Source organism: Qipengyuania pacifica (assembly GCF_019857205.1).
In the GTDB taxonomy this organism is placed as follows: Bacteria; Pseudomonadota; Alphaproteobacteria; order Sphingomonadales; family Sphingomonadaceae; genus Qipengyuania; species Qipengyuania pacifica.
Genome location: NZ_JAHWXO010000001.1, coordinates 260,142 through 279,384, shown reverse-complemented (window position 1 = coordinate 279,384; position 19,243 = coordinate 260,142). Strand labels below are relative to the sequence as shown.

The following is a 19,243-nucleotide window of genomic DNA, read 5'->3' as shown; positions in this document are numbered from 1 at the left end:
TACAGAACGGGTACGCCAGACTACGAAATCCTACTCTAAACTACTGTTTTGTATAGATTTATATTGAACTCGGGTTTTGCTGGCGTACCCAAATCTACGCCCCGGTTTTCTTCCGAGTGATGACACCACAGTTACTCAAAACGGGGCTCTGGAAACGGAGATCGCCGTGGTCAAACTGACGAAGCGCACCGTCGAGGCAGCCAAGCCTCAGGTGAAAGACTACATCATTTGGGATGAAGAGCTACCCAGTTTTGGGCTCCGGGTATACCGGTCGGGCAAGCGCAGCTATGTAATCCAGTATCGACAGAGGGGACGCGCCAGACGGCTTACGCTTGGATTGCACGGAGTGTGGACAGCGGAACTGGCCCGCCGAGAAGCGAAGGCTCAGCTGGGGCGTGTTGCAGGAGGCGACGATCCGGCAGAGGAGCGCCTCGAAGATCACCGTGCGATGACGATGAAAGAACTCTGCAGGCGCTATATTCAGGACCTCGATGATGGCCTGATTCTTGGCAAGGGAGGGCGACCGAAGAAGCAATCGACCATCGATACCGATATCGGTCGGATCAAGAGACACATCATTCCGCTCATCGGAACCCGGCGCGTCAAGGATCTGACCAGAGCCGATATGGTCAAGATAATGCGCGACATTATGGCAGGTCGGTCGCGGATTATCGTCAAAACCAAGAAACTGCGGGGCAAATCAATCGTGAGGGGCGGTCCTGGAACTGCCACGCGGACCCTTGGCCTCATAGGAGGAATACTCTCCTACGCCATTGATCTGGGCATCATCGAACACAATCCCACGCACGGGATCAAGAAGCCAAAATACAAGGTGCGCGAGCGGCGTTTGACCGAAGCCGAGTACGGTATTTTAGGAAGCATGCTGCGAGACGCGCAGACGCAAGAAAAGTTCTGGCCGACAACGGACATCATCCGCCAGATCGCCTTAACCGGTTGCAGACGGGGCGAGATCATCAATCTGAAATGGTGCGACGTGGACCTGGATGGCAGCTGCCTGCGGCTTTCCGAAAGCAAGGAAGGCAGATCAATACGGCCCATCGGCCTGCCTGTTGTCGAGTTTCTTGAGGCACAGCGTCAGACTGCCACGGGTAGCTTTGTGTTCCCGGGATTTGGCGAAGATAATGCTTTTGGCGGCTTCCCAAACCACTGGAACGCCCTCTTTAGCGGCTCACCATTGGAGGGGATCACAGCCCACGTGCTGCGTCACAGCTTCGCCAGCATGGGCAATGATCTCGGATTTACCGAGATCACGATTGCCGCACTTTTGGGGCACGCAAAAGGATCAATCACCAGCAGGTACATCCACGTCTTGGACGCTACGCTTATCACCGCTGCGGACATGATCGCAGGGTATGTCAGCGCTTTGCTGAATGGCACGAACTTCCAGCGAGGTAGCTTTGCGCTCGACCGCACTGCACGAAAGAGCGCCATGAGCGAATTCATCGCCGAGCGCGCAGCCGGGTCATGAAGCAGGTTCCGATGCAAGCCTCCCAGCACACTCCTACTGGAAACGCGATTCAAGCCCCCTCCCCAGAAATGGGGATGGCTAACCCTGTGGATAAAGCTGTGAGCTATTCGGACTATCGGGAACCGCTGGACTCGGACGATCAGGAACCGAAAGCTCGGACTATCGGGAACCGAATCAGGCCTCAAATCCGCAGAAATGCTGGGCTCGAGAGTCCCTTAACTATCCTAACAAACAATCCTGTCGGATTGCTGCTAACGCGAACCGCCAGCGCGCGGCTCCTCAGCGCTTTAGGGTGCGCCGTCGCCGCGCGCCTCGCCACTTGGCAGGTGCAAGAATCTCAAGCGCTTGCTAGAGATTGAGTGATGAAGACCGACCTCGATCATCTGCCCCCGCAAAAGCAGCGCGAACTAGAGCGCGTGGTGCAGCTGATCTTCGAAGAGTTTGATGACGCGTTCGCGCTTGCCAAGCATGAATGGAAGAAGGCCGGTCGCATTCTCAAGGTCATTCTCTACGGCAGCTATGCGCGCGGAACATGGGTCGATGAGCCGCATACAGCCAAGGGCTACCAGTCGGATTACGATCTGCTCGTGATCGTCAACGACAGCAGACTTACAGATCGAGTGAAGTACTGGTCCAAGCTCGATGACCGGCTCATGCGCGAATATGGTGTAACCGGGACGCTCAAAACCCCGGTCAACTTCATCGTCCATACCCTACAGGAAGTGAACGATGGGCTGGCGCACGGTCGCTATTTCTTCATGGACGTGAAGCAGGACGGCGTAGCGCTTTACCAGTCCGACGACACCGAGTTGCACACGCCTAAACCCAAAACGCCCGAACAAGCGCTGACCATGGCGCAGGAATACTTCGACGAGTGGTTTCCAAGCGCTAATCGTTTTAAGAAGGCTGCTGAGTTTTTGATCGATGATGGCGGGTCGTCAGGCACGCGCCCTCTGCAACATGAGGCATTCGGCGCGCCTCGACTTCATTTCCGAAGGCCTTCCAATCATACTTCAAAGCGCGCAGGGCTTTTGGCGAGCGGCGGAAACGTTGGAGGACAATCCGCGTGAGGCAGCAGTGCTCTCGGGCTTGGCTGAGGAAGAGTCAGCGAAGGCGCTTATCCTGATCGATTTGGTGCGGTGCCCGGTGCCCGAGGTTGGCAAGCGCATCGGTCGGATCGTTAAAAAGACGCTCTACGATCATCTCTCTCGTATGATCTATGCCAATGCTCAGTCATGGCGGCCAACAAACATCGCCCAGCTTCAAGAGTACGTCGACAACGAGCGACAAGGCCACCTTCTCGACGGAGGTATGAGCGAATACATCGTTCCCAATTGGTCGCTCTATTTGCGTGAGAGCACAATGTACGCCGACATCGAGGTCCACGAGGAAGGGATACCGCAATGGAATGATCCCAATCGCTGGGGCGGTTCTACGATAGCTATACGCCCCATCGCCTTGCAAATTGTCGAAGCGCTTGAGGTGCTGGGGGTTATGACCCGTGCAGGACTTCAAGCTACCAGTGATATCTGGGGCAACGTCGACTTCGTAAAAGACGAAGGCCCGGTTGAAGCGCGCGAGCTCTCCAAGCAACTTGGAGCTCGCTTAGACTCGGAAGGTTTGGTCACGGATGTCGCCACCGAGCAGCACGCGCGGCTCTTCTACAACCACTGGCAGCTTCCGATGTACAATCTCAAATTCGATTTGGTCGACGTACCGCTGGAACGGCTGGAGGCACAGCGAGAGGCCGCGTTTTGGAACGAGGTGGGCGAATACTAGCTTGCAAGCCGCACTGCTAGCGAAAGAATTCAGTGTTCGTGAGCGTCTGAAAAAGAAGAAGGAATCGAGCGCGAGATAAAAGCAGCGCCGTCGGTCGGGCTGCAGGTGGTTGGTTTTGCTGAGCAAATAGCGACGGCAACGGGGATACACCTGCGGCGGTCTCCGAAAATTTCTGTTTCTTTTCAATCTAAATAGCGATGGCGGTTGACCAAATTGCACACGAAGCGATCATGACATACCGAAAAGAGCTGCTCCGAGCTCGTCCGCATGGATCTGTGCAGATGCATTCTGCTCAAACAGTTATGGGCATCGGAGCAATGGAGTGAGAACGGCTGCCCCAGCGTAGAAACGTCATTTGGCGCGACTGGGCCACATTCACCGATAATTGGTCTCGATGGCGGGCCTGACCTGCTCCCCCTCCATGTCCCCCAGGTCGGTCCGTCATCACCCTGACGATGAAAGGACCGACCGGCATGTCGACATCAGGCGCGAACGAACAGCGAGGCAGCCAGACACGCCAGATCGACATCGAGCCGATCGCGATGCGGGTTCCAGAAGCCTGTCGCTATCTCGGGATTGGACGCAGCACCCTTTACGTACTGATCGGCGATGGCGAGATCGAGTTTATCAAGCTGGGGAGTTCGACGCTCGTGCTAACTGAGAGCTTGAAGCGCCTGGTCGAAAGTAAGCGCAATATTTTGCGAAACGCAGCAGAGGACGCATCTCGTATATGCATCCCGATCTTGTTCATGCCGTCGCGTTGGCCGCAATTTCAAAGGCCCTAGAGGGCACGAAGCGCAAGAAGGTTTCACCCTTTCGTCGCCGTCGTCACGAGGCTGAAGAATTCATGGCCGCCAGCGTTGTGGCGGCCTTGGCTCAGCGGGAGTGAGAGGACGCTGGAAGTCCGCTCGGAGAACGTCCGCTTCGCACCCCAAAGTCGGAAGTTCGAATCTAGTCGTCTTAGGTCTGAGAGCAGACATCTGACACTTGGGTTCTAGTGTCTGAAATTGGGGGTGAGGGCAAACATGTACAACGCCCCGATTATTAGCAGCAGCCTTTAGCTTGCCCCATCTTTGAGCGTAGAGGCTTTGTAGGGGCGATCTTCGACCGTTCTGGCATGGTGAGGAAGTCTGCATCGGGTGTCGTCTACTCACCGATGCAATCGACGTTGAAACTAAAGGCTAGTATTCTTGCTGCAGCTCTCCTCGCGCTGAGCAGTATGCGCGATCATGAACCTGCCGCTGAGATTTGCGCGACAAGCGCAGCTCCCATGAACGAAATTTCGATCCTAACTTACAATGTGAAGGGTCTCCCTTGGCCCTTGGCGATCGAACGTGATGAACCGCTTCGTCAGATCGCTGTTGGACTAGAGCAACTTTGCGGCGACACGGAGCGCCCTGACATCGTGGTTTTGCAGGAAGCATTTGGGAAGACCGCAGAGGATTTTATCAGACGCTCGGGGTACCGCAATGTCGTGCGCGGACCTAGCGAAGACGACGCCGAATTTGCTTCATCGGACCTTTGGGATGAACAGTTCGCCGACAACTCAAGTGCATTTTTAGGGGAAGGCGCTGGTCGCTATCTCGATAGCGGTCTCGTAATTCTTTCGGACCGACCGATCGAGTTGGTCGCGAGCGGCGCGTTTCCCCAAAGCGCTTGCGCAGGATACGATTGTCTGGCCGCAAAGGGTGTAGTCCTGGCAGAAGTCTCGCTTGGCGAAGGCTTGCCCGCGCTCTTGATCGGCAACACGCACATGAATGCGAAGAAGAGCTCGGGGGCTCCTCCTGAGCGACAACTGGAAGCTTATCGCAGGCAAGTGGATGTGGCCTCTGCGTTCGTGATCCAGAACCGCGATGATCGGCTGCCTTTTGTCTTCGCCGGTGACTTCAACATGGGTTCAGTGGAAGAGCGGCGGGACTATCTCTTCGCATCACCGCTTGATGTCGGAGATCAAAACGACGGGCTGCGAGTTCTGGCTTCACAAGGTCATAGATCGCTCGGCATTGATGAAGTCATCAGCCACGGCGCGGATTATCAGTTCTATTTCTCATCACCGAAATGGAAGCTAGAGGCGACAAGAACCTCAATTCCCTTCGGCGCGGCCAACGCCGGCAAAGAGTTGTCCGATCACGTAGGGTTCGTTGTCACCTATCGGCTGACGCCTCAAGTCAGCGCTCAAGATGGGGAGGCAGAACATGCTTCTTGAGCGCGAAAAGGCAGAGCACCGTCCTGACCGCAGCTGGCCTGCGAACGACCCGGAAATTGCGGTCCTGCTTCCATGCTACAACGAGGCGGGCGGTATCGCAAAAGTCATCGAAGATTTCCGCAGAGCGCTGCCAAGGGCCACAATCTACGTTTATGACAACAATAGCTCAGACGACACGGTCCAGATCGCATTGGATGCGGGCGCAATTGTCCGGCGCGAACCACGGCAGGGTAAAGGTCATGTAGTCCGCCGGATGTTTGCGGACATCGAGGCTGATATCTACCTGATGTGCGACGCTGACGATACTTATGATGCGAGCGCCGCTGGCCACCTAGTCGAAGCGCTTCAGGCGCAAGGTCTGGATATGGTCGTCGGCGCACGGCAGCAGGAAAAAGAGGGCACGTACAGGCCGGGCCACGAGTTCGGCAATTGGATGCTGAGCGTGCTGGTGCGCAAGATTTTTGGCGATCAGTTCCGCGACATGTTGAGCGGGTATCGGGTTTTCTCGCGCCGGTTTGTGAAGTCGTTTCCGGTTATGGCTGGCGGCTTCGAGATCGAAACAGAGCTCACTATCCATGCCTTGGAGCTTGAAATGCCCGCTTGCGAAATGCCGATCCGATTTAGTGACCGCGCGCCCGGTTCCGAAAGTAAGCTGCGAACATTTCATGACGGCTTCAGGATCCTGGGGACGATCATCAACCTGCTGAAGCAAGAGCGCCCGCTGCAGCTCTTTGCTACCTTTGCACTGGTCTTTTCGCTGGTTTCGATTGCACTGGCTGTGCCGATTGTCGGAACCTATCTTCAAACCGGGCTTGTTCCGCGCTTCCCCACGGCAATCCTATCCAGTGCATTGATGCTTCTTGCATTCCTGTTCTTCTTCAGTGGCCTCATCCTCCAGACCGTGACAAGGGGCCGACAGGAGGCAAAGCGTATGCGATATTTGGCCGTGCCCGGCGTGCACACGACTTTGGGTGGCCCAGAAGGCCAAGACTAAGGTGCAGTTCGGACGGTTTGTGCGCTTTGCGCTCGTCGGCGCGGCGGGATTTCTCGTCGATGTTGCCGCGCTCTATAGTGCCTTTGCAATCGGCCTTGGACTCTATTCCGGGCGCGCTGCATCCTATCTGAGCGCCGCGACCTTCACCTGGGCCGTCAATCGGCGTTTCACTTTTGCCGCAAAGACGCCTCCCACCATCATAGAATGGTTACGATACGTATTTGCAAACACTAGCGGTGGATTGGTCAATTATCTGACCTATGTCGCGCTTGTTACATGGGGATCAGGATTGCTGTCTCATCCGGCGCTAGCAGTCGCATGTGGCTCGATCGCTGGTCTGGTTGTCAATTATATTGCAAGTGCGCGGCTGGTGTTCGGGGAGAGCGATGAGAAGGACGCTCAGCCAAACTGAGTTGCTCTGTGAACATTTGGCTGTACCTATCGAGTGTCGAGCTCAGACCGAAGTCACGTGCTCGTTCGATCAAACCATCTGAACCACGAGGTTGGCCAAGGCGTGTCTCGATAGCCCGTGCCAACGCATCTGGATCGCCTACTGGCACCAGAATGTCTCGGCCCAGGGGGAGCAAAACCTCTTCAATTCCGGTAGGGGCTTTCGTCGCGACAATTGGTGTCCCGCAAGCCAGCGCCTCTAGCACCGCGTTGCTGGCGCCTTCCCAGCGTGAGGATGAAACGAACAGGTCCGCGCGGCGCAAATGTATGGCCACATCATCGACATGACCAAGCAGTTCAAGTTGGTCTCCAATGCCCTTGCTCTTGGCATGATTTGTCAGTTTGGCCTTCCACGCATTGGTGCCTCTTCCAAGGATACGCAGGATTGGTCTTTGTGAGGTGCGCAACTTTGCCACGGCATCGATCAACGTGCCGAAATCCTTTTGTTTGGACAGTCGGCCAATGCCCAGAATGACTGGGCGTTCAATTGCTGCCGCTCCGTCCTGCCCGCCCGAAAACCGGTTCACGTCGATCCCGTTGGGAATGCACGAGACGCGCTCTGCTTCCAATCCAAGGCCTCCGACCAATTGATTTCGTAGTTCCTGCGAAACCGCCACGACATGGTTCATCGCCTGATACTGGAATCTCTCCTGCGGCTTGATGACAGCCCGAAAGAGCGGGTTTGCCTCTCCAAGCGAGACGACAGCATTGCTCACTCTGCCCACAACGCGGGGGCGGACATCGGACGGGAGTTTCTGGAGAGCTTTCGCCAAGTGCCAGTGCATCTGATTGCCCGCGGAAAAGACTAGAGCTGGAGCGCGCTTTCCAAGAGCTTCCGCCAACGCATCTTGATGGAAAAGTGAATCCAGATCGCGCTGTGCATTGACTGGCACAGACAGGATTGGGTTGACCGTTGCGGCGTCCTTGGCCTGAATCACAAATTCGCCCTGGGCTCTCAGAGGCCAGATTTCGAAGTCAAACCCATCGCTGCGGGCACGCTCAGCGATGCGCAGAAGATTGCGAACTACACCGCTCGCTCGCAAGTCGTAGACGACTGCGCCGATCTTGCCCCTTAGGGTCATTCCTGGTCGGTCCTCAACCAGAACACGGCTTCGCCGAATGGGCTTGCTACACGAAGATAGCCGTTCGCCTTGGCATAGGCCTCAATCGGGGTCTCCAATCCTAGGGCGTCGACATGATCGAAGTTCTCGTAGCCCGTTACGATGGTATCGGGCCGAGTTTGCTCAAGATAGGCCCGCACGCTTTCGACCGACGTCACCTTCATTGTCCGGCGATCTGCTGGCGCAATCATTGAACCAGTCCGATAAGCAAACGGGCCTGTGGCAAACGTGGGATCTAGCGGTAAGCCACTCGCCAGCACGACTTCAGGGCTCAGGCTCACACTCTCGCCGTCGAGACCTGCATTTCTAGCCTCCTTAGCGAGATAAGCTCCCTCTTTGCTGATCGTCAGTGGAGACACTTCGGAACCCAGTGTTCCCTGCCAAACTTGAAAAAGGGGCTGCCCAATTCCGACGATCGCAGCGATCAGCATGGCCGCTTTGGCGATTTGCAGCGTCTTAGACGGCTTCTTGCCAGCGTCCTGCCAAACGAGGCCAAGTCCGATGAATAGCGGCGGCAAAAGAGGCATCGCATATTGTCGCCAAGTCGGAGTGGGGGCGACGGTGGCAGCGAGCCCTGCCAAAACGAGCACATCGATAAAGATCAAGGATGGCGATTGCACATTCCGATTTCTGAACGAGCGCAGCCGCAGCCAGCCATAGATCGCTAGGGCAACAAGGGCCGGACCCCTGACAAGCGTGAGCAGTACGTCTCGTACCTTCGCCAGCAGTGTTAGCCGGTCCTCCAACCCATTGGCTGCGTACCAGGCCAGCGGTGCCTTAGCGTGGTATTCGAAGTTTCCGTAATCGAACGCAAGCGGTGCGATGTCGCGAAACCAGAGAAGTGGCAGGAGCGCGAGGACCAATCCAAACCCGATTGATGCTGATCGCGTAAGTGCTTCGCGAGGCGGAAAGGCTTTGAGCAGGAACGCCCATAAGGGGAACCCGACGAAAGCAAGAGCGGGAGCCAGATATGAGATCTTGGTGCCTGCAGCGAGGCCGAGCAGGGCACCCGCAACAAACCAGGGGACCGCACGTCTCTCGCCTTCGGATTTGTCCGATAGTTGGCTCGCGGCAATCCAGATGGCGATAGTGAGCAGGAATGCAGACAGCGCGTCATTGCGAACGACTGTCACGCTGAAAACAAAAGTGTGGCACAGCCACAGCAGAATGCAGCAAATGGCCGCTCGCGATTTTTCAACCCTCGCTGTTCGCAGCGCAAAGAAGGTGGTCGCAAGTATCCCAGCGCCCAGCATTCCCGACGCCACGCGCGCAGCGATAAAACCGCTTCCTCCGAATATGCTGAAAAGCGGCGCGAAGAGATAGATCTGATAGGGCGTCTGAAGATGGAGGAAGTCACGGAACGGGACCAAGCCTTCGCTCGCCAGTTGAGCGGCTGCGATGTACTGTGTCTCGTCGTGATTGATGGGCGAGATGATAGCCAGAAGCGGGAGCGCGGCAGCCAGAAAGCCTAGCCACCCGACCTTGTCACTCAATGCCGGAAAGTAGGAATCGTCAGTACGAACCGGTGCACTCTCAGATCCTCGCACCGCTTCACGCATTTCCATTTGCTTGCTCATGCTCGCGCACTCCCATAGTGCCCGAGCGTAGTTCGACTTTTGGAATCATTGATGCGCGTTTGGCTTAAGGATGATGTCTTACGCAGAGTGCTCCGTAACACCGGTAAGATGGGCGCCGGTAAAGTTGCCGGCGCAGTACTGCACCTTGCATCCATTGCGGTCACGGCGCGCATTCTCGACCTGACAGATTTCGGTCTGTTGATGCTGTTTCGGAGCGTCGCCCAGAGCGTCGCGGCAATCGCGAAATTCCAATCGTGGCAGGCACTTGTCCATTTTGGGGCCGAACCGTACGAGCGAGACGACCTCGGTTCAGTCCGCAGACTGTGGCTGAAACTTGCTGCTATCGATTTTGTCGTGGGCTTGGCAGCGATGGCGCTTGGCGGCGCTTTTGTACTAAGCTTCGCGTCGATCGTCAGCATACCGGCAGACGTAGCGCACCTTGCCGCCGCGTACTGTCTCATTGTTCCCCTGCAAGTGGCGGGGACACCGACAGGTATTCTCCGCCTCACAGATCGGTTCGATTTGATGGCTTGGCAAAGCCTGGTGACCCCTGGCGTACGATTGATCGGCGTGTGCATCGCGTATCTTATGGGCGCTCCGCTTTGGGCGGTTGTGATAGCCTGGGTGCTTTCTGACATCCTAGGTGACGCATTCCTATGGGTCTGCGCGCTTGCCGTCGCCAAGAGCAAAGACCTTTTGCGGAGCAAGGCGGGATCCATACGTTCCGCCATATCCGGCTCAGTCCTGTGGAGATATCTGCTCGGAACAAACTTTAACGCTTCTCTGCAACAAGGCGCTCTTCCTCTGATGACGCTGGTCATTGGTGGCGTTCTTGGCCCGTCTGCCGCAGGGGCATATCGGTTGGCGCAGACGCTGCTGGACGCCGTTCTTGCTCCCGCTGAACTGGCGATGCGCAGCCTCTTTCCGGAGATTTCAAAGCTCCAGGCGGCAAAAGGTGAGCGGCTCAAGGAAGTCATGCGCCACGTAGGGCTAACCTCTCTATTGGTCTCGGTCCCGGCGGGCGCTATACTTTTCTTGGGAGCAGGTATCTTTGTCAGCATTCTTGCCGGTGAAGAGTATCTGGGCGCTGGTTCTCTTCTGTCCGTCATTGCTTGGACGCTTCCCGCCCTGTTTCTCGCTGCAATCTGCGAAACCTTCATGCTGGGAAGCGGTCGGGCATTATCTCCGGTCCTGGCGCGAGCAACTATCGTGGGTTTGTCGGTGACGGCCATACTTACGCTCGGCGACCAGATGAGTCTCGGTGACCTTGGTCTTGCCCTCCTGATCGCTAGCTACGCTGGGCTACTCGTGCTGGCGGTGCCGACGCTGGCGATGTTGCGCCGGAAGCAAGAACCGGTTTCTTCTGACTAGAAGGAAGCAGTTTGGTTGGCCTTTGGGCAAGAATTCGCTCAACCAATTCTAAGTCATCATTCTTGTCGACATCGATAGGGGCTTCGGCGTCGAGCACGACGGTTTTGGCATCAAAGCCCATCTTCTTTCCCGACTTGGCCAAGCCATCCTTTAGGCCAATCGTGCGTGTCAGCACTCGCAACAAGAGGATCGGCCCAAAGCTAGCAATCAGCTTCAGTCCCTTCTTGCGGTCTTGCTCGACCGCCTGCCAATGCCGCAAGGCTGGAAGACAGCGCTCGGTTGTAAGTGCGAAGAGATTGGCTCCCGAAAAGTGCCCGTCAGAGAACTTGAGCCAAGTTCGCTTTGTGTCTGGGAAATCCTGTTCGACGATCGAACGTTCGCCCAATCCGACCGCAACATCGGCCCCTTCTGACTGGGTAAGAAAATCATCTACGCGCTCAGAGGTAAGCAGCGCGTTGTCTGCGGTGGTGACGAGAACCGGCCACGGCGCTTGGCGTGTGCCAATTACCGCCTCAATGCTTGTTGCAATGCCATTGCCGCTGCGCGCCGTGTCGACGCGAGGATCATTCAAGACATCGGATGGTTCCGACACTGCGATCTGATCGATCTGCTGTGCAAGGACCAAGACGCGCTTGATCTTCGGACTGTCCAACAGAGCTTGCAGGACCCTCGACAGCATTGTCTTGCCGCCAATTTCGATCAGTGCCTTGGCGGGGACGCCAAGCTCCCTTGCTAAGGGATCGCCGTCGGGCCTTTCGCCAGCGAGAACGATTGCTGTCCATTCTCCGCAATCAGTAGGGGCGTTTGTCTCTGTCCAAGATGCCAAGATGCGCTCCGAAAGTGTTGTTTCGGAGCAGAGACGACACGGGGCAGGTTTTGCCTCAGTCGTTCAGAGCAAGAGTTCGAGTGCCACAACCGAGTAAGCCAAGCCTAACGCGTATCCGGCAAGCACATCGCTTGGCCAGTGTATTCGAAAAATCAGACGAGTGCTTCCGACGAGCGCCGCCAGGACAGCACCGCAAGCCAGAGCGACACCGGCGTTTCCTTGAGAGGAAACAAAGCCAAGGGCGGTAAACAAGCAGGAGGCATTAAACGTGTGAATACTCGGAAAACTCGAAGTGAAGGTCTCGACGCCTGCCACTGGATCCGAGGGTCTTTTGCGCCGGAAAATGGCTTTGAGCGCCCATGCAGCGCCTCGTCCTAAAGCAAGAAAAGCGAACAGTTTTGCTGCCGCGACTGGACCTGCAAGCGTCGCTTGAAGCGCACAAGCTAGCAGTCCGCCGACAATGAGAAACGCATCTCCGCCTAGGGCCGTGATGTCGCGGACAGCCGTGAAGCGCTTGCGCTTTGCGACCAATCGGGCGCCATTCAGCCCATCAAGCAATGCCCGGTCAAACTTGCCCACAGTCGACGAGAATTTCTTAGGCAAAAGTGGCTCATTCCTGTTTGTTTCGCTACAGCTCGGATAGATGGCTGATCGTGCATTTTTTCAGGCCTCTAGCCACATTAGCGTGCCTTGCACAGGTGCGCGGTCGTGAACGCGCCGGAAAACAGCCTCCAAGCCCTTCTGCTCCTGAATAAGGACGCAATCATACGCTTCCTGAGGGTTCGCATGCGGGGCGAGACCGATGAAGTCGAAGATCGCTTTCACGACACCTGGATCAAGCTGGGTCGGATAGAGCCGAGCGGGCCCATACGCGATCCCTTGCCCTACATATACAAGGTCGCCGACAATGTCGTGCTGGATGCGCGTAAAATGCGCCAGCGGCGGGAGAAGCGCGACGAAGCATATGGGGAAACAACAAGTCAGCAGAATTCCGAAAGCGGTGAGCGGAGCATCGATGCAAATGTCGAGCTGCGCGAGGTTGAGACTGCACTGGAAGATCTGTCTGAGCGCACATTGATGGTATTTCGGAAAGCGAGAATCGAGGGATACACGCAAAAGGAGATTGCAGCCGAGCTGGAGATCTCAGTCAGCGGCGTGGAGAAGCACTTGCTGAAAGCTTACGCGCGCATTGCAGAACTTCGCACCAGACAAACTGAGGATTTGCCATCGTGATGGCGTCAAAAGACACAGATATGGCAAATCAGCGACCATCCGATGCAATCATGAAGCGCGCTGCTGAATGGCGCGCCAAACTCCATGCTGGCGAGGCCTTAGCCGGGGAATGGGCCGCATTCACGGACTGGATGGATGGCGCGCCCGAACATGCCGTAGCGTATGACATCGTCTCGGAAAACGAGAGCGCTTTCGTCGATTATCTTGAACAGTATCCCGAAGAGACAGTTGAGGAAGAATTTGCCGAGCCTCGCTGGAAGCCTTGGGCGATCGCCGCTTCCGTTGCTCTTATGCTGGTCGCTTCGCTTGCTCTGATACCTGGCGTTCTCCCATCGAAAGATGAACCAGTTCGCCTCGCAACAGGATCGGCAGAACTACGCGAGTTCGAGATTGCGAGCGGGCTGAATGTGACGCTTAACGGCGATACGGAGCTTGTCCAAGCATCGAGCGGTGCTTCCGAGTTTGAGCTCATCGAGGGTGAGGCGCTTTTCGCTGTGGGTCCGGAGTACTCGTCTGGCATACGCGTTATTGTAGGCAATCTAACAATTGTCGATCGTGGCACGGTCTTCAACGTTTCCAAGGGCACTAACGAGCATCGCATCTCGGTTTCGGAAGGCGCAGTGGACCTGCTCCATGCCGACCAGGCAATCAGCCTTGAAGCCGGGCAGATCGGGCTTTTTGACATAGTGGCGGGTTCGCTCGAGGTGGCCCGTTTTGATCCGGCAACGATCGGCGGTTGGACTGAGCAGCGTCTGGAATACACCGGGGCGAGCGTCGATCAGGTCTTGCTCGATGCCTCACGGATTGTCGGAGTATCCCTAGAGAAAGGAAGTTGTAGCCCGCCAGCAGACTTTGCGGGCACAATCCAGCTTTCCGGCGACCCAGAAGAAGACATCTCGTTGATCGCCGACTTGCTTGGCTGCACCGCACAAACTAGTCCCGATGGATGGGTCTTCGCCAGCTAATCCTAGGCTTTCTGAGCGCCTTTGCGCTCGCGTTTGTGCCGAGCGCTGCCAACGCCGGCCACGATGAACCGCGCCAGATCGATGTACCGGCAGGCAATCTCATCGCTTCGATCAACAGCCTCGCACGTCAGACCGGCGTGACGATTGGCGGCGCCCAGTCAGGCATGAGTCAAATCAGAACAAGGCGGGTCCGTGGTCGCATGACAGCGGAGACTGCGCTTCGCCGGTTGTTGAACGGTACTCCCTATACCTACCGGAGACTATCGGGGCATGCCTTTCGGATCGTCGAGCGTCCAAGGTCAGCGTCGCGTCGCGCTCCGTCACGGGCGACACAGACGCAGACGCCTCGTAGAACGGCGCCCGAAGTACGACAGACGGTCGGGCCACCGATCATTGTTACAGCTTCCAAGAGTGATGCGGAACTTCAGACCTACCCTGGCGCTGCGACGGTGCTCGATCTTGCTGATGTATCTCCAGCCAGGATGTCAGGAGGCATAGAAGACATTGCCGCTAGCCTTCCTGCCTTCACGACGACGCATCTGGGGCCGGGCAGAAACAAGATATTCATCAGGGGATTTGCCGACAGCAGCTTCAACGGCCCTAGCCAATCGACAACCGCAATCTATCTCGACGAATACCGCCTAGTCTATTCTGCACCCAATCCGGACCTTCGATCGACGGACTTGCGAGCCATTGAACTCCTCGAGGGACCGCAAGGCACGCTATATGGAGCTGGCTCGATCGGAGGGACACTACGGATCGGGCAAAATGGGCCTGACCCTAGTGACCTGTCTGCCTTTGCCAGCGCAGAGCTGACTTCGGTCGAAGGCGGAGGAACCGCCGGATCGTTCGCCGGGTCATTCAACCTGCCGATCGGCGACAGCAGCGCGCTTCGTGTGGTCGGCTACCGCCAGAATTTGCCTGGTTATATTGATGATGTTGGCCGTGATCTAGAAAATGTGAACAGCAGCACTGTCGGGGGTTGGCGGGCGAGCTTTGCAACAACCGCTTTTTCGGATTGGGATGTGCAGCTCGACGTCTTGCAGCAAGACCTCGACACGCAAGACGGGCAGTATTCACAGCCCGACATCGGCATCTATGTGCGCAGCTCGGCGGTGGCTCAGCCCTTTAGCAGCGATGTATCTCTCGCGGGTCTTACGATCTCTCGCAGCTGGGACAGCGTGGACCTCGTCTCTGCTACGAACTGGACAGAGAGCGACCTTGAGGCCCGCTTTGATTTCAATTCCGAGACCTCTCAGGGCCTGCCGGAACTGTTCGAAGAACAACGCAACGTGCAGCTTCTCAACCATGAGACCCGCATCAATGGCACAACCGGAAGTCTCAAATGGTTGGCCGGGATTTCGGCTCTTCAAAACGCTGACAGGCGCAGCCAGTTTATCGGCACTGAGGCTGATCTTGACAAGTTCGAAGTCCTGAAAGTCGGAACAAGAGAAATCGCAGGCTTTGGCGAAGTGAACTTCGAACCCCTCGACCGGCTCGATCTTACTCTTGGACTCAGGCTGGTTCACACCGAAACAGTCACCGAACTCGACTTGGGTGAGCAGGGGGATATCGAGCCAAGGCGCGGGCAATTTAGGGCCCTTCCGACTTTCGCATTGGGATATCGCCCGCGCGACGGTTGGTATGCCTATGGGCGCTATCAGGAAGGGTTTCGCGCAGGAGGCTCGACCATTGTCGTGGATGATATCAACGACCCTGACATTGAGAACTTCGATGCAGATGAAGTGACATTCTATGAAATTGGCATCCGTGGCACGTTCCCGGCTCTGAGCATTACACAATTCAACTTTTCGCTCTCATACGCTGACTGGGAGAACATCCAATCAGACCTCATCGATGAGAATGGATTCCCCTTCACTACTAACGTCGGAAATGGTGAGATTTACTCGGTCAACCTCTCCTTGACCGCAGAACCTTGGGACGGCTTCGAGGTCGAAACGAGAGCCTTCCTTTCACGTTCGGATACGATAGCGATTGAGCAAGGAGCAGTTGGCGAAGAGGGCGAGTTTCCAAACATCCCGGAGCTCGGGATTACACTGACCGCACGACAATCGCTGTTTGAACGCGAGCAATCAAACTTAAGGATCGGGGCGGATTACACCTTTGTGGGCGAATCTGTCTTAGCGCCTCAACCTAACCTGGAACTGGATCAGGGCAACCTCTCGATGGTCAGTGCTTGGCTTGATTACCGCCTCGGACACAATCGATTGACCCTCACAATCCGCAATCTTTTTGATGAATCCAACAACCGTTTCTCGTTCGGAAATCCATTCACTGTCTTGGAGCAGGAACAAGCCACACCGCTTCAGCCTCGAACATTTAGCATTGCAGTTTCGAGAGAATTCTAGCTTCGATTTTGTTGAGCGAGAAGCGAGCAGTCGCGGGCCGGTGCTGACGTCCGCAACTGTTGCCGTGGACGGCTCTCCATCCCTTGGGGGATAATTCCCTCGAGTGAGTCGGAAAAGGAGAGCGAAGATGGAGACAGTTGCGGTAGTAGGCGTGGACCTGGCGAAGTCGGTTTTCCAGATGCACGGGGTAGACGAGAGCGGCGCGGTGGTTCTGCGCAGGCGCGTCTCGCGGGGTCAGTTCGTGAAGCTGTTTACAAAGCTGCCGCCGTGTCTGGTGGGGATGGAGGCGTGTTCGTCCTCGCATCACTGGGCCAGACAGCTGATGGCGCTGGGCCACGAGGTGAAGCTGATGCCGGCCCAGTATGTGAAGCCCTATCTCAAGCGCGGCAAGAACGATGCCGCCGATGCCGAGGCGATCTGCGAGGCGGTAACCCGGCCCACCATGCGCTTTGTCGGCGTGAAGACGCCCGAGCAGCAGGCGGTGATGATGCTGCACCGGGTGAGGAAGATCCTGACCCGCCAGCGCACGCAGTTGACCAATGCCCTGCGCGCGCACCTCGCCGAGTTCGGGATTACGGCACCGGTCGGTCGGATCGGCCTCGATCGCCTTCTCGCTGTAGTGGCCGACCCCAACGATGACCGTCTGCCTGCACAGGCACGCGAGAGCCTTGCCGTGCTCGCCAGCCAGCTGGAGATGGTCAAGGAGCAGATCCTCGACAACGACCGGCGGATCATGGCCGATGCCCGCAAGAGCGAGGCAGGTCGCCGCTTGATGAAGATCCCGGGGATCGGACCTCTGCTCGCCAGCGCGATCCTTGCCTCGGTCGCTGACCCGGCGATGTTCTCCAATGGCAGGAGCCTGTCGGCGTGGATCGGGCTCACCCCGCGTCAGAACTCGAGCGGCGGCAAGGAGCGGCTTGGCTCGATCACCAAGGCGGGCAACACCTATCTGCGCGAGCTGCTGGTGGTGGGCGCGATGGCGGTCGTGCGCCATGCGCAGCGCAGCAGCGCCAAGCGGCCCTGGCTGGGACAGCTGCTCGAACGCAAGAAGCCCAAGGTGGCCGCGGTGGCGCTGGCGAACAAGAACGCCCGGATCATCTGGGCAATGATGACAAGAGGCGAGAGCTATCGCGAGATGCAGGCTGCCTGAAGACACGCGCCCGGTGGCGCTACCAGAGTTGGAAAGGGCATGAATGAACTGACGCAACAAGCCGGTTGAAACCGCCGGAGCAGGACAACCCGAACGACCCGAGCACTTTGAAGTGCGTGCAATTGGACAGGGACCTGAACCGCGCGAAAGGCATCAAGGCCAGCGGTCCATGTGAACCGCACACAAAGGCCGGACACATGGGCGCCTCAACACGCTACGCTAAGTTCAAACTAACCCTTGCCAACGGAGAGCCGTCCACACATGGGTCGTGAGCGGAATGTCTGCTTCGGTAATTTAGTCGTATGAAACCAGACGGTCTGCAATCGGCCCTCTTGCAGCTTAAGTTGGAATTTCAGAATTTGGGGGTGGCGCACCCGACAGGATTCGAACCTGTGACCTTCGCCTTCGGAGGGCGACACTCTATCCAGCTGAGCTACGGGTGCCTGTGCTTACGCGATGCTTACGCGGAAACAACGGCTGTGTGAAGCCGTTGTAGCGCGTTTCGGTAAGCTATTGAAATCTAATCCATTCCCTTCAAAAATCGTCATTCTTTAGGGCTTGACACCTGCCTTCGGAGGGCAGCGCTCTATCCAGCTGAGCTACGGGTGCTTTGTTCACCTTATGGCGAGCGGGGCGCTTAGCAAAGCGTGGGGCGGCTCGCCAGTCTTAAAAGGTCGGGTGGGTTCGTAGCGGCGTCGTTAGCGATTTGGCAAGACGGGGTTTGTACTCTTCGCAGCCATGAACGCATTGTCCCACGAATTCGACCTGGCGCATGCCATGATGCTTCCTCCGGAAAGCTGCGGGCCGCACGAACTGCCGGAACTGGGCAGGCTTTGCGAGCAGTGGGAAGCGGTGCACGAGGCCGCCGCGGCCGTGGCCAATCTGGCTCAGCTAGGTCGCGAAGCCGAGTCAGAGCAGATCGCCAAGCTGCCGCTTCGCGCTGCCGAACTGAGCGGCTGGCGCTTCGAGACGATTGCCCGCGGTATCGATGATCTGGCAGCGATCATGCAGCCAGGGCTGCGTGCCTTGCTGTCATTGACCGCGCGTGGCCAGGACACGACCGCAGCGGCGCTCACGTTGTGGCGCGAATTTCATGCTTCGCGTTCGGCGATCGTCGATCTGGCCTACGATCGCTGATTTTCAAAAATTGACGGTTACAACGACCGCGTCGGAATAGGTTCCGGCCGCCACGCGTTCTACATTCGCGAATGTTGCGCCATACGCGGTTAGCGTGGCTTTTCCATTCGCGTCTGCCGCACCTGCAACTGTATCGACGCCCGCGGCGTTGCCCCACCGCACACTGCGTGCTGCATCACAATAGATTTCGTAAGCGAGCGTCTGCCCGCTCGCTGAATCCAACATGCGCCGCGCACCGTTTTGCCCCGTATCCAAGGCTATCTCGAATGCGGTTGGTCCCGAACACGACAGGTCGATTGACGCTTGCCCATGTGCGCTTGCGCCAACGGTAGTATCGAGAACGAAGTCCAATGGATCGGCGCTCGCGCTGCAGCTTTCCTCTACCACTGCGCTGACGTGCAACACGGCTTCGGCCTGGCGCGCCTCGGCCGGTGTGCAAAGCGTCATCGCCGTGATGGCGGCGGAAAAGGCGAAAATCGGCTTCATCTCATTCCAGTTGTGCCCAAACGTGCTTTGGTCATCCATTGGTTAGAACGCTGCCGGTCTGTTTAACAGCTTGTTTACCACGTTGGACTG

17 protein-coding genes, 1 tRNA gene and 1 pseudogene are annotated in these 19,243 nt (G+C 57.0%); 13 read left to right on the top strand and 6 right to left on the bottom strand.

The window, feature by feature from the left end:
• Positions 1 to 166: 166 nt before the first annotated feature.
• The 7 genes and pseudogenes from KYK83_RS01515 (at position 167) to KYK83_RS01485 (ending at position 6,880) form a co-directional block, all read left to right on the top strand.
• Entirely contained in the window at positions 167 to 1,489 is a 1,323-nt protein-coding gene (locus KYK83_RS01515) for a tyrosine-type recombinase/integrase (RefSeq protein WP_222826946.1), read from the top strand.
• Positions 1,490 to 1,851: 362 nt separating this feature from the next.
• Positions 1,852 to 2,383: pseudogene (locus KYK83_RS01510) on the top strand (nucleotidyltransferase domain-containing protein); the annotation flags it as partial.
• A 156-nt stretch (positions 2,384 to 2,539) separates the two neighbouring features.
• Positions 2,540 to 3,268: a hypothetical protein gene (locus KYK83_RS01505; protein WP_248284189.1), complete on the top strand. Its 729-nt coding sequence runs from the start codon at positions 2,540 to 2,542 to the stop codon at positions 3,266 to 3,268.
• Positions 3,269 to 3,723: 455 nt separating this feature from the next.
• Positions 3,724 to 4,053, top strand: a complete 330-nt coding sequence (locus KYK83_RS01500; protein ID WP_248284188.1) for a helix-turn-helix domain-containing protein — start codon at positions 3,724 to 3,726, stop codon at positions 4,051 to 4,053.
• Between the two features lie 485 nt (positions 4,054 to 4,538).
• Entirely contained in the window at positions 4,539 to 5,474 is a 936-nt protein-coding gene (locus KYK83_RS01495; protein ID WP_196847212.1) for an endonuclease/exonuclease/phosphatase family protein, read from the top strand.
• Positions 5,464 to 6,468: a glycosyltransferase family 2 protein gene (locus tag KYK83_RS01490; protein WP_196847213.1), complete on the top strand. Its 1,005-nt coding sequence runs from the start codon at positions 5,464 to 5,466 to the stop codon at positions 6,466 to 6,468. The genes KYK83_RS01495 and KYK83_RS01490 overlap by 11 nt, the downstream gene beginning before the upstream one ends.
• The gene (locus tag KYK83_RS01485; RefSeq protein ID WP_196847214.1) at positions 6,446 to 6,880 is read left to right on the top strand and encodes a GtrA family protein; all 435 of its coding nucleotides are present in this window, start codon (positions 6,446 to 6,448) and stop codon (positions 6,878 to 6,880) included. Before KYK83_RS01490 ends, KYK83_RS01485 begins: the two co-directional genes overlap by 23 nt.
• On the opposite strand, the gene KYK83_RS01480 is transcribed toward KYK83_RS01485, so the two are convergent.
• Together KYK83_RS01480 and KYK83_RS01475 are read right to left on the bottom strand one after the other, a co-directional pair.
• Positions 6,813 to 8,000, bottom strand: coding sequence for a glycosyltransferase (locus KYK83_RS01480; protein ID WP_248284187.1), 1,188 nt, complete (start codon positions 7,998 to 8,000; stop codon positions 6,813 to 6,815). The genes KYK83_RS01485 and KYK83_RS01480 overlap by 68 nt on opposite strands.
• Positions 7,997 to 9,616 (bottom strand): hypothetical protein, encoded by a 1,620-nt coding sequence (locus tag KYK83_RS01475; protein ID WP_196847216.1) that lies wholly within the window; start codon positions 9,614 to 9,616, stop codon positions 7,997 to 7,999. Before KYK83_RS01475 ends, KYK83_RS01480 begins: the two co-directional genes overlap by 4 nt.
• A 51-nt stretch (positions 9,617 to 9,667) precedes the next feature.
• Between KYK83_RS01475 and KYK83_RS01470 the strand changes: the two genes are divergently transcribed.
• Entirely contained in the window at positions 9,668 to 10,987 is a 1,320-nt protein-coding gene (locus tag KYK83_RS01470; RefSeq protein WP_255548747.1) for a lipopolysaccharide biosynthesis protein, read from the top strand.
• On the opposite strand, the gene KYK83_RS01465 is transcribed toward KYK83_RS01470, so the two are convergent.
• The gene (locus KYK83_RS01465) at positions 10,905 to 11,813 is read right to left on the bottom strand and encodes a nucleotidyltransferase family protein (protein ID WP_222826943.1); all 909 of its coding nucleotides are present in this window, start codon (positions 11,811 to 11,813) and stop codon (positions 10,905 to 10,907) included. The two genes, KYK83_RS01470 and KYK83_RS01465, sit on opposite strands and share 83 nt — an antisense overlap.
• 63 nt (positions 11,814 to 11,876) lie before the next feature.
• Entirely contained in the window at positions 11,877 to 12,416 is a 540-nt protein-coding gene (locus tag KYK83_RS01460) for a phosphatase PAP2 family protein (protein WP_222826942.1), read from the bottom strand.
• Between the two features lie 105 nt (positions 12,417 to 12,521).
• On the opposite strand from KYK83_RS01460, the gene KYK83_RS01455 reads away from it, so the two are divergent.
• From KYK83_RS01455 to KYK83_RS01440, 4 genes are all read left to right on the top strand, one after another.
• Positions 12,522 to 13,046: an RNA polymerase sigma factor gene (locus KYK83_RS01455; protein WP_222826941.1), complete on the top strand. Its 525-nt coding sequence runs from the start codon at positions 12,522 to 12,524 to the stop codon at positions 13,044 to 13,046.
• 20 nt (positions 13,047 to 13,066) lie between these two features.
• Positions 13,067 to 14,011 carry a FecR family protein gene (locus KYK83_RS01450; protein WP_222826940.1) on the top strand — a complete coding sequence of 315 codons (945 nt, stop codon included), beginning with the start codon at positions 13,067 to 13,069 and terminating at the stop codon, positions 14,009 to 14,011.
• Complete coding sequence (locus tag KYK83_RS01445) at positions 13,993 to 16,380, top strand: TonB-dependent receptor (protein WP_222826939.1); 2,388 nt, start codon at positions 13,993 to 13,995, stop codon at positions 16,378 to 16,380. Before KYK83_RS01450 ends, KYK83_RS01445 begins: the two co-directional genes overlap by 19 nt.
• Before the next feature lie 127 nt (positions 16,381 to 16,507).
• Positions 16,508 to 17,530, top strand: a complete 1,023-nt coding sequence (locus KYK83_RS01440) for an IS110 family RNA-guided transposase (protein WP_222826938.1) — start codon at positions 16,508 to 16,510, stop codon at positions 17,528 to 17,530.
• Positions 17,531 to 17,896: 366 nt separating this feature from the next.
• On the opposite strand, the gene KYK83_RS01435 is transcribed toward KYK83_RS01440, so the two are convergent.
• Positions 17,897 to 17,973 (bottom strand) — tRNA-Arg (locus KYK83_RS01435).
• Positions 17,974 to 18,268: 295 nt separating this feature from the next.
• On the opposite strand from KYK83_RS01435, the gene KYK83_RS01430 reads away from it, so the two are divergent.
• Positions 18,269 to 18,667 (top strand): hypothetical protein, encoded by a 399-nt coding sequence (locus KYK83_RS01430; RefSeq protein ID WP_222826937.1) that lies wholly within the window; start codon positions 18,269 to 18,271, stop codon positions 18,665 to 18,667.
• A 3-nt stretch (positions 18,668 to 18,670) separates the two neighbouring features.
• Here KYK83_RS01430 and KYK83_RS01425 read toward each other — a convergent pair whose 3' ends face one another.
• Positions 18,671 to 19,192 (bottom strand): Csu type fimbrial protein, encoded by a 522-nt coding sequence (locus tag KYK83_RS01425; protein WP_222826936.1) that lies wholly within the window; start codon positions 19,190 to 19,192, stop codon positions 18,671 to 18,673.
• Positions 19,193 to 19,243 lie beyond the last annotated feature (51 nt).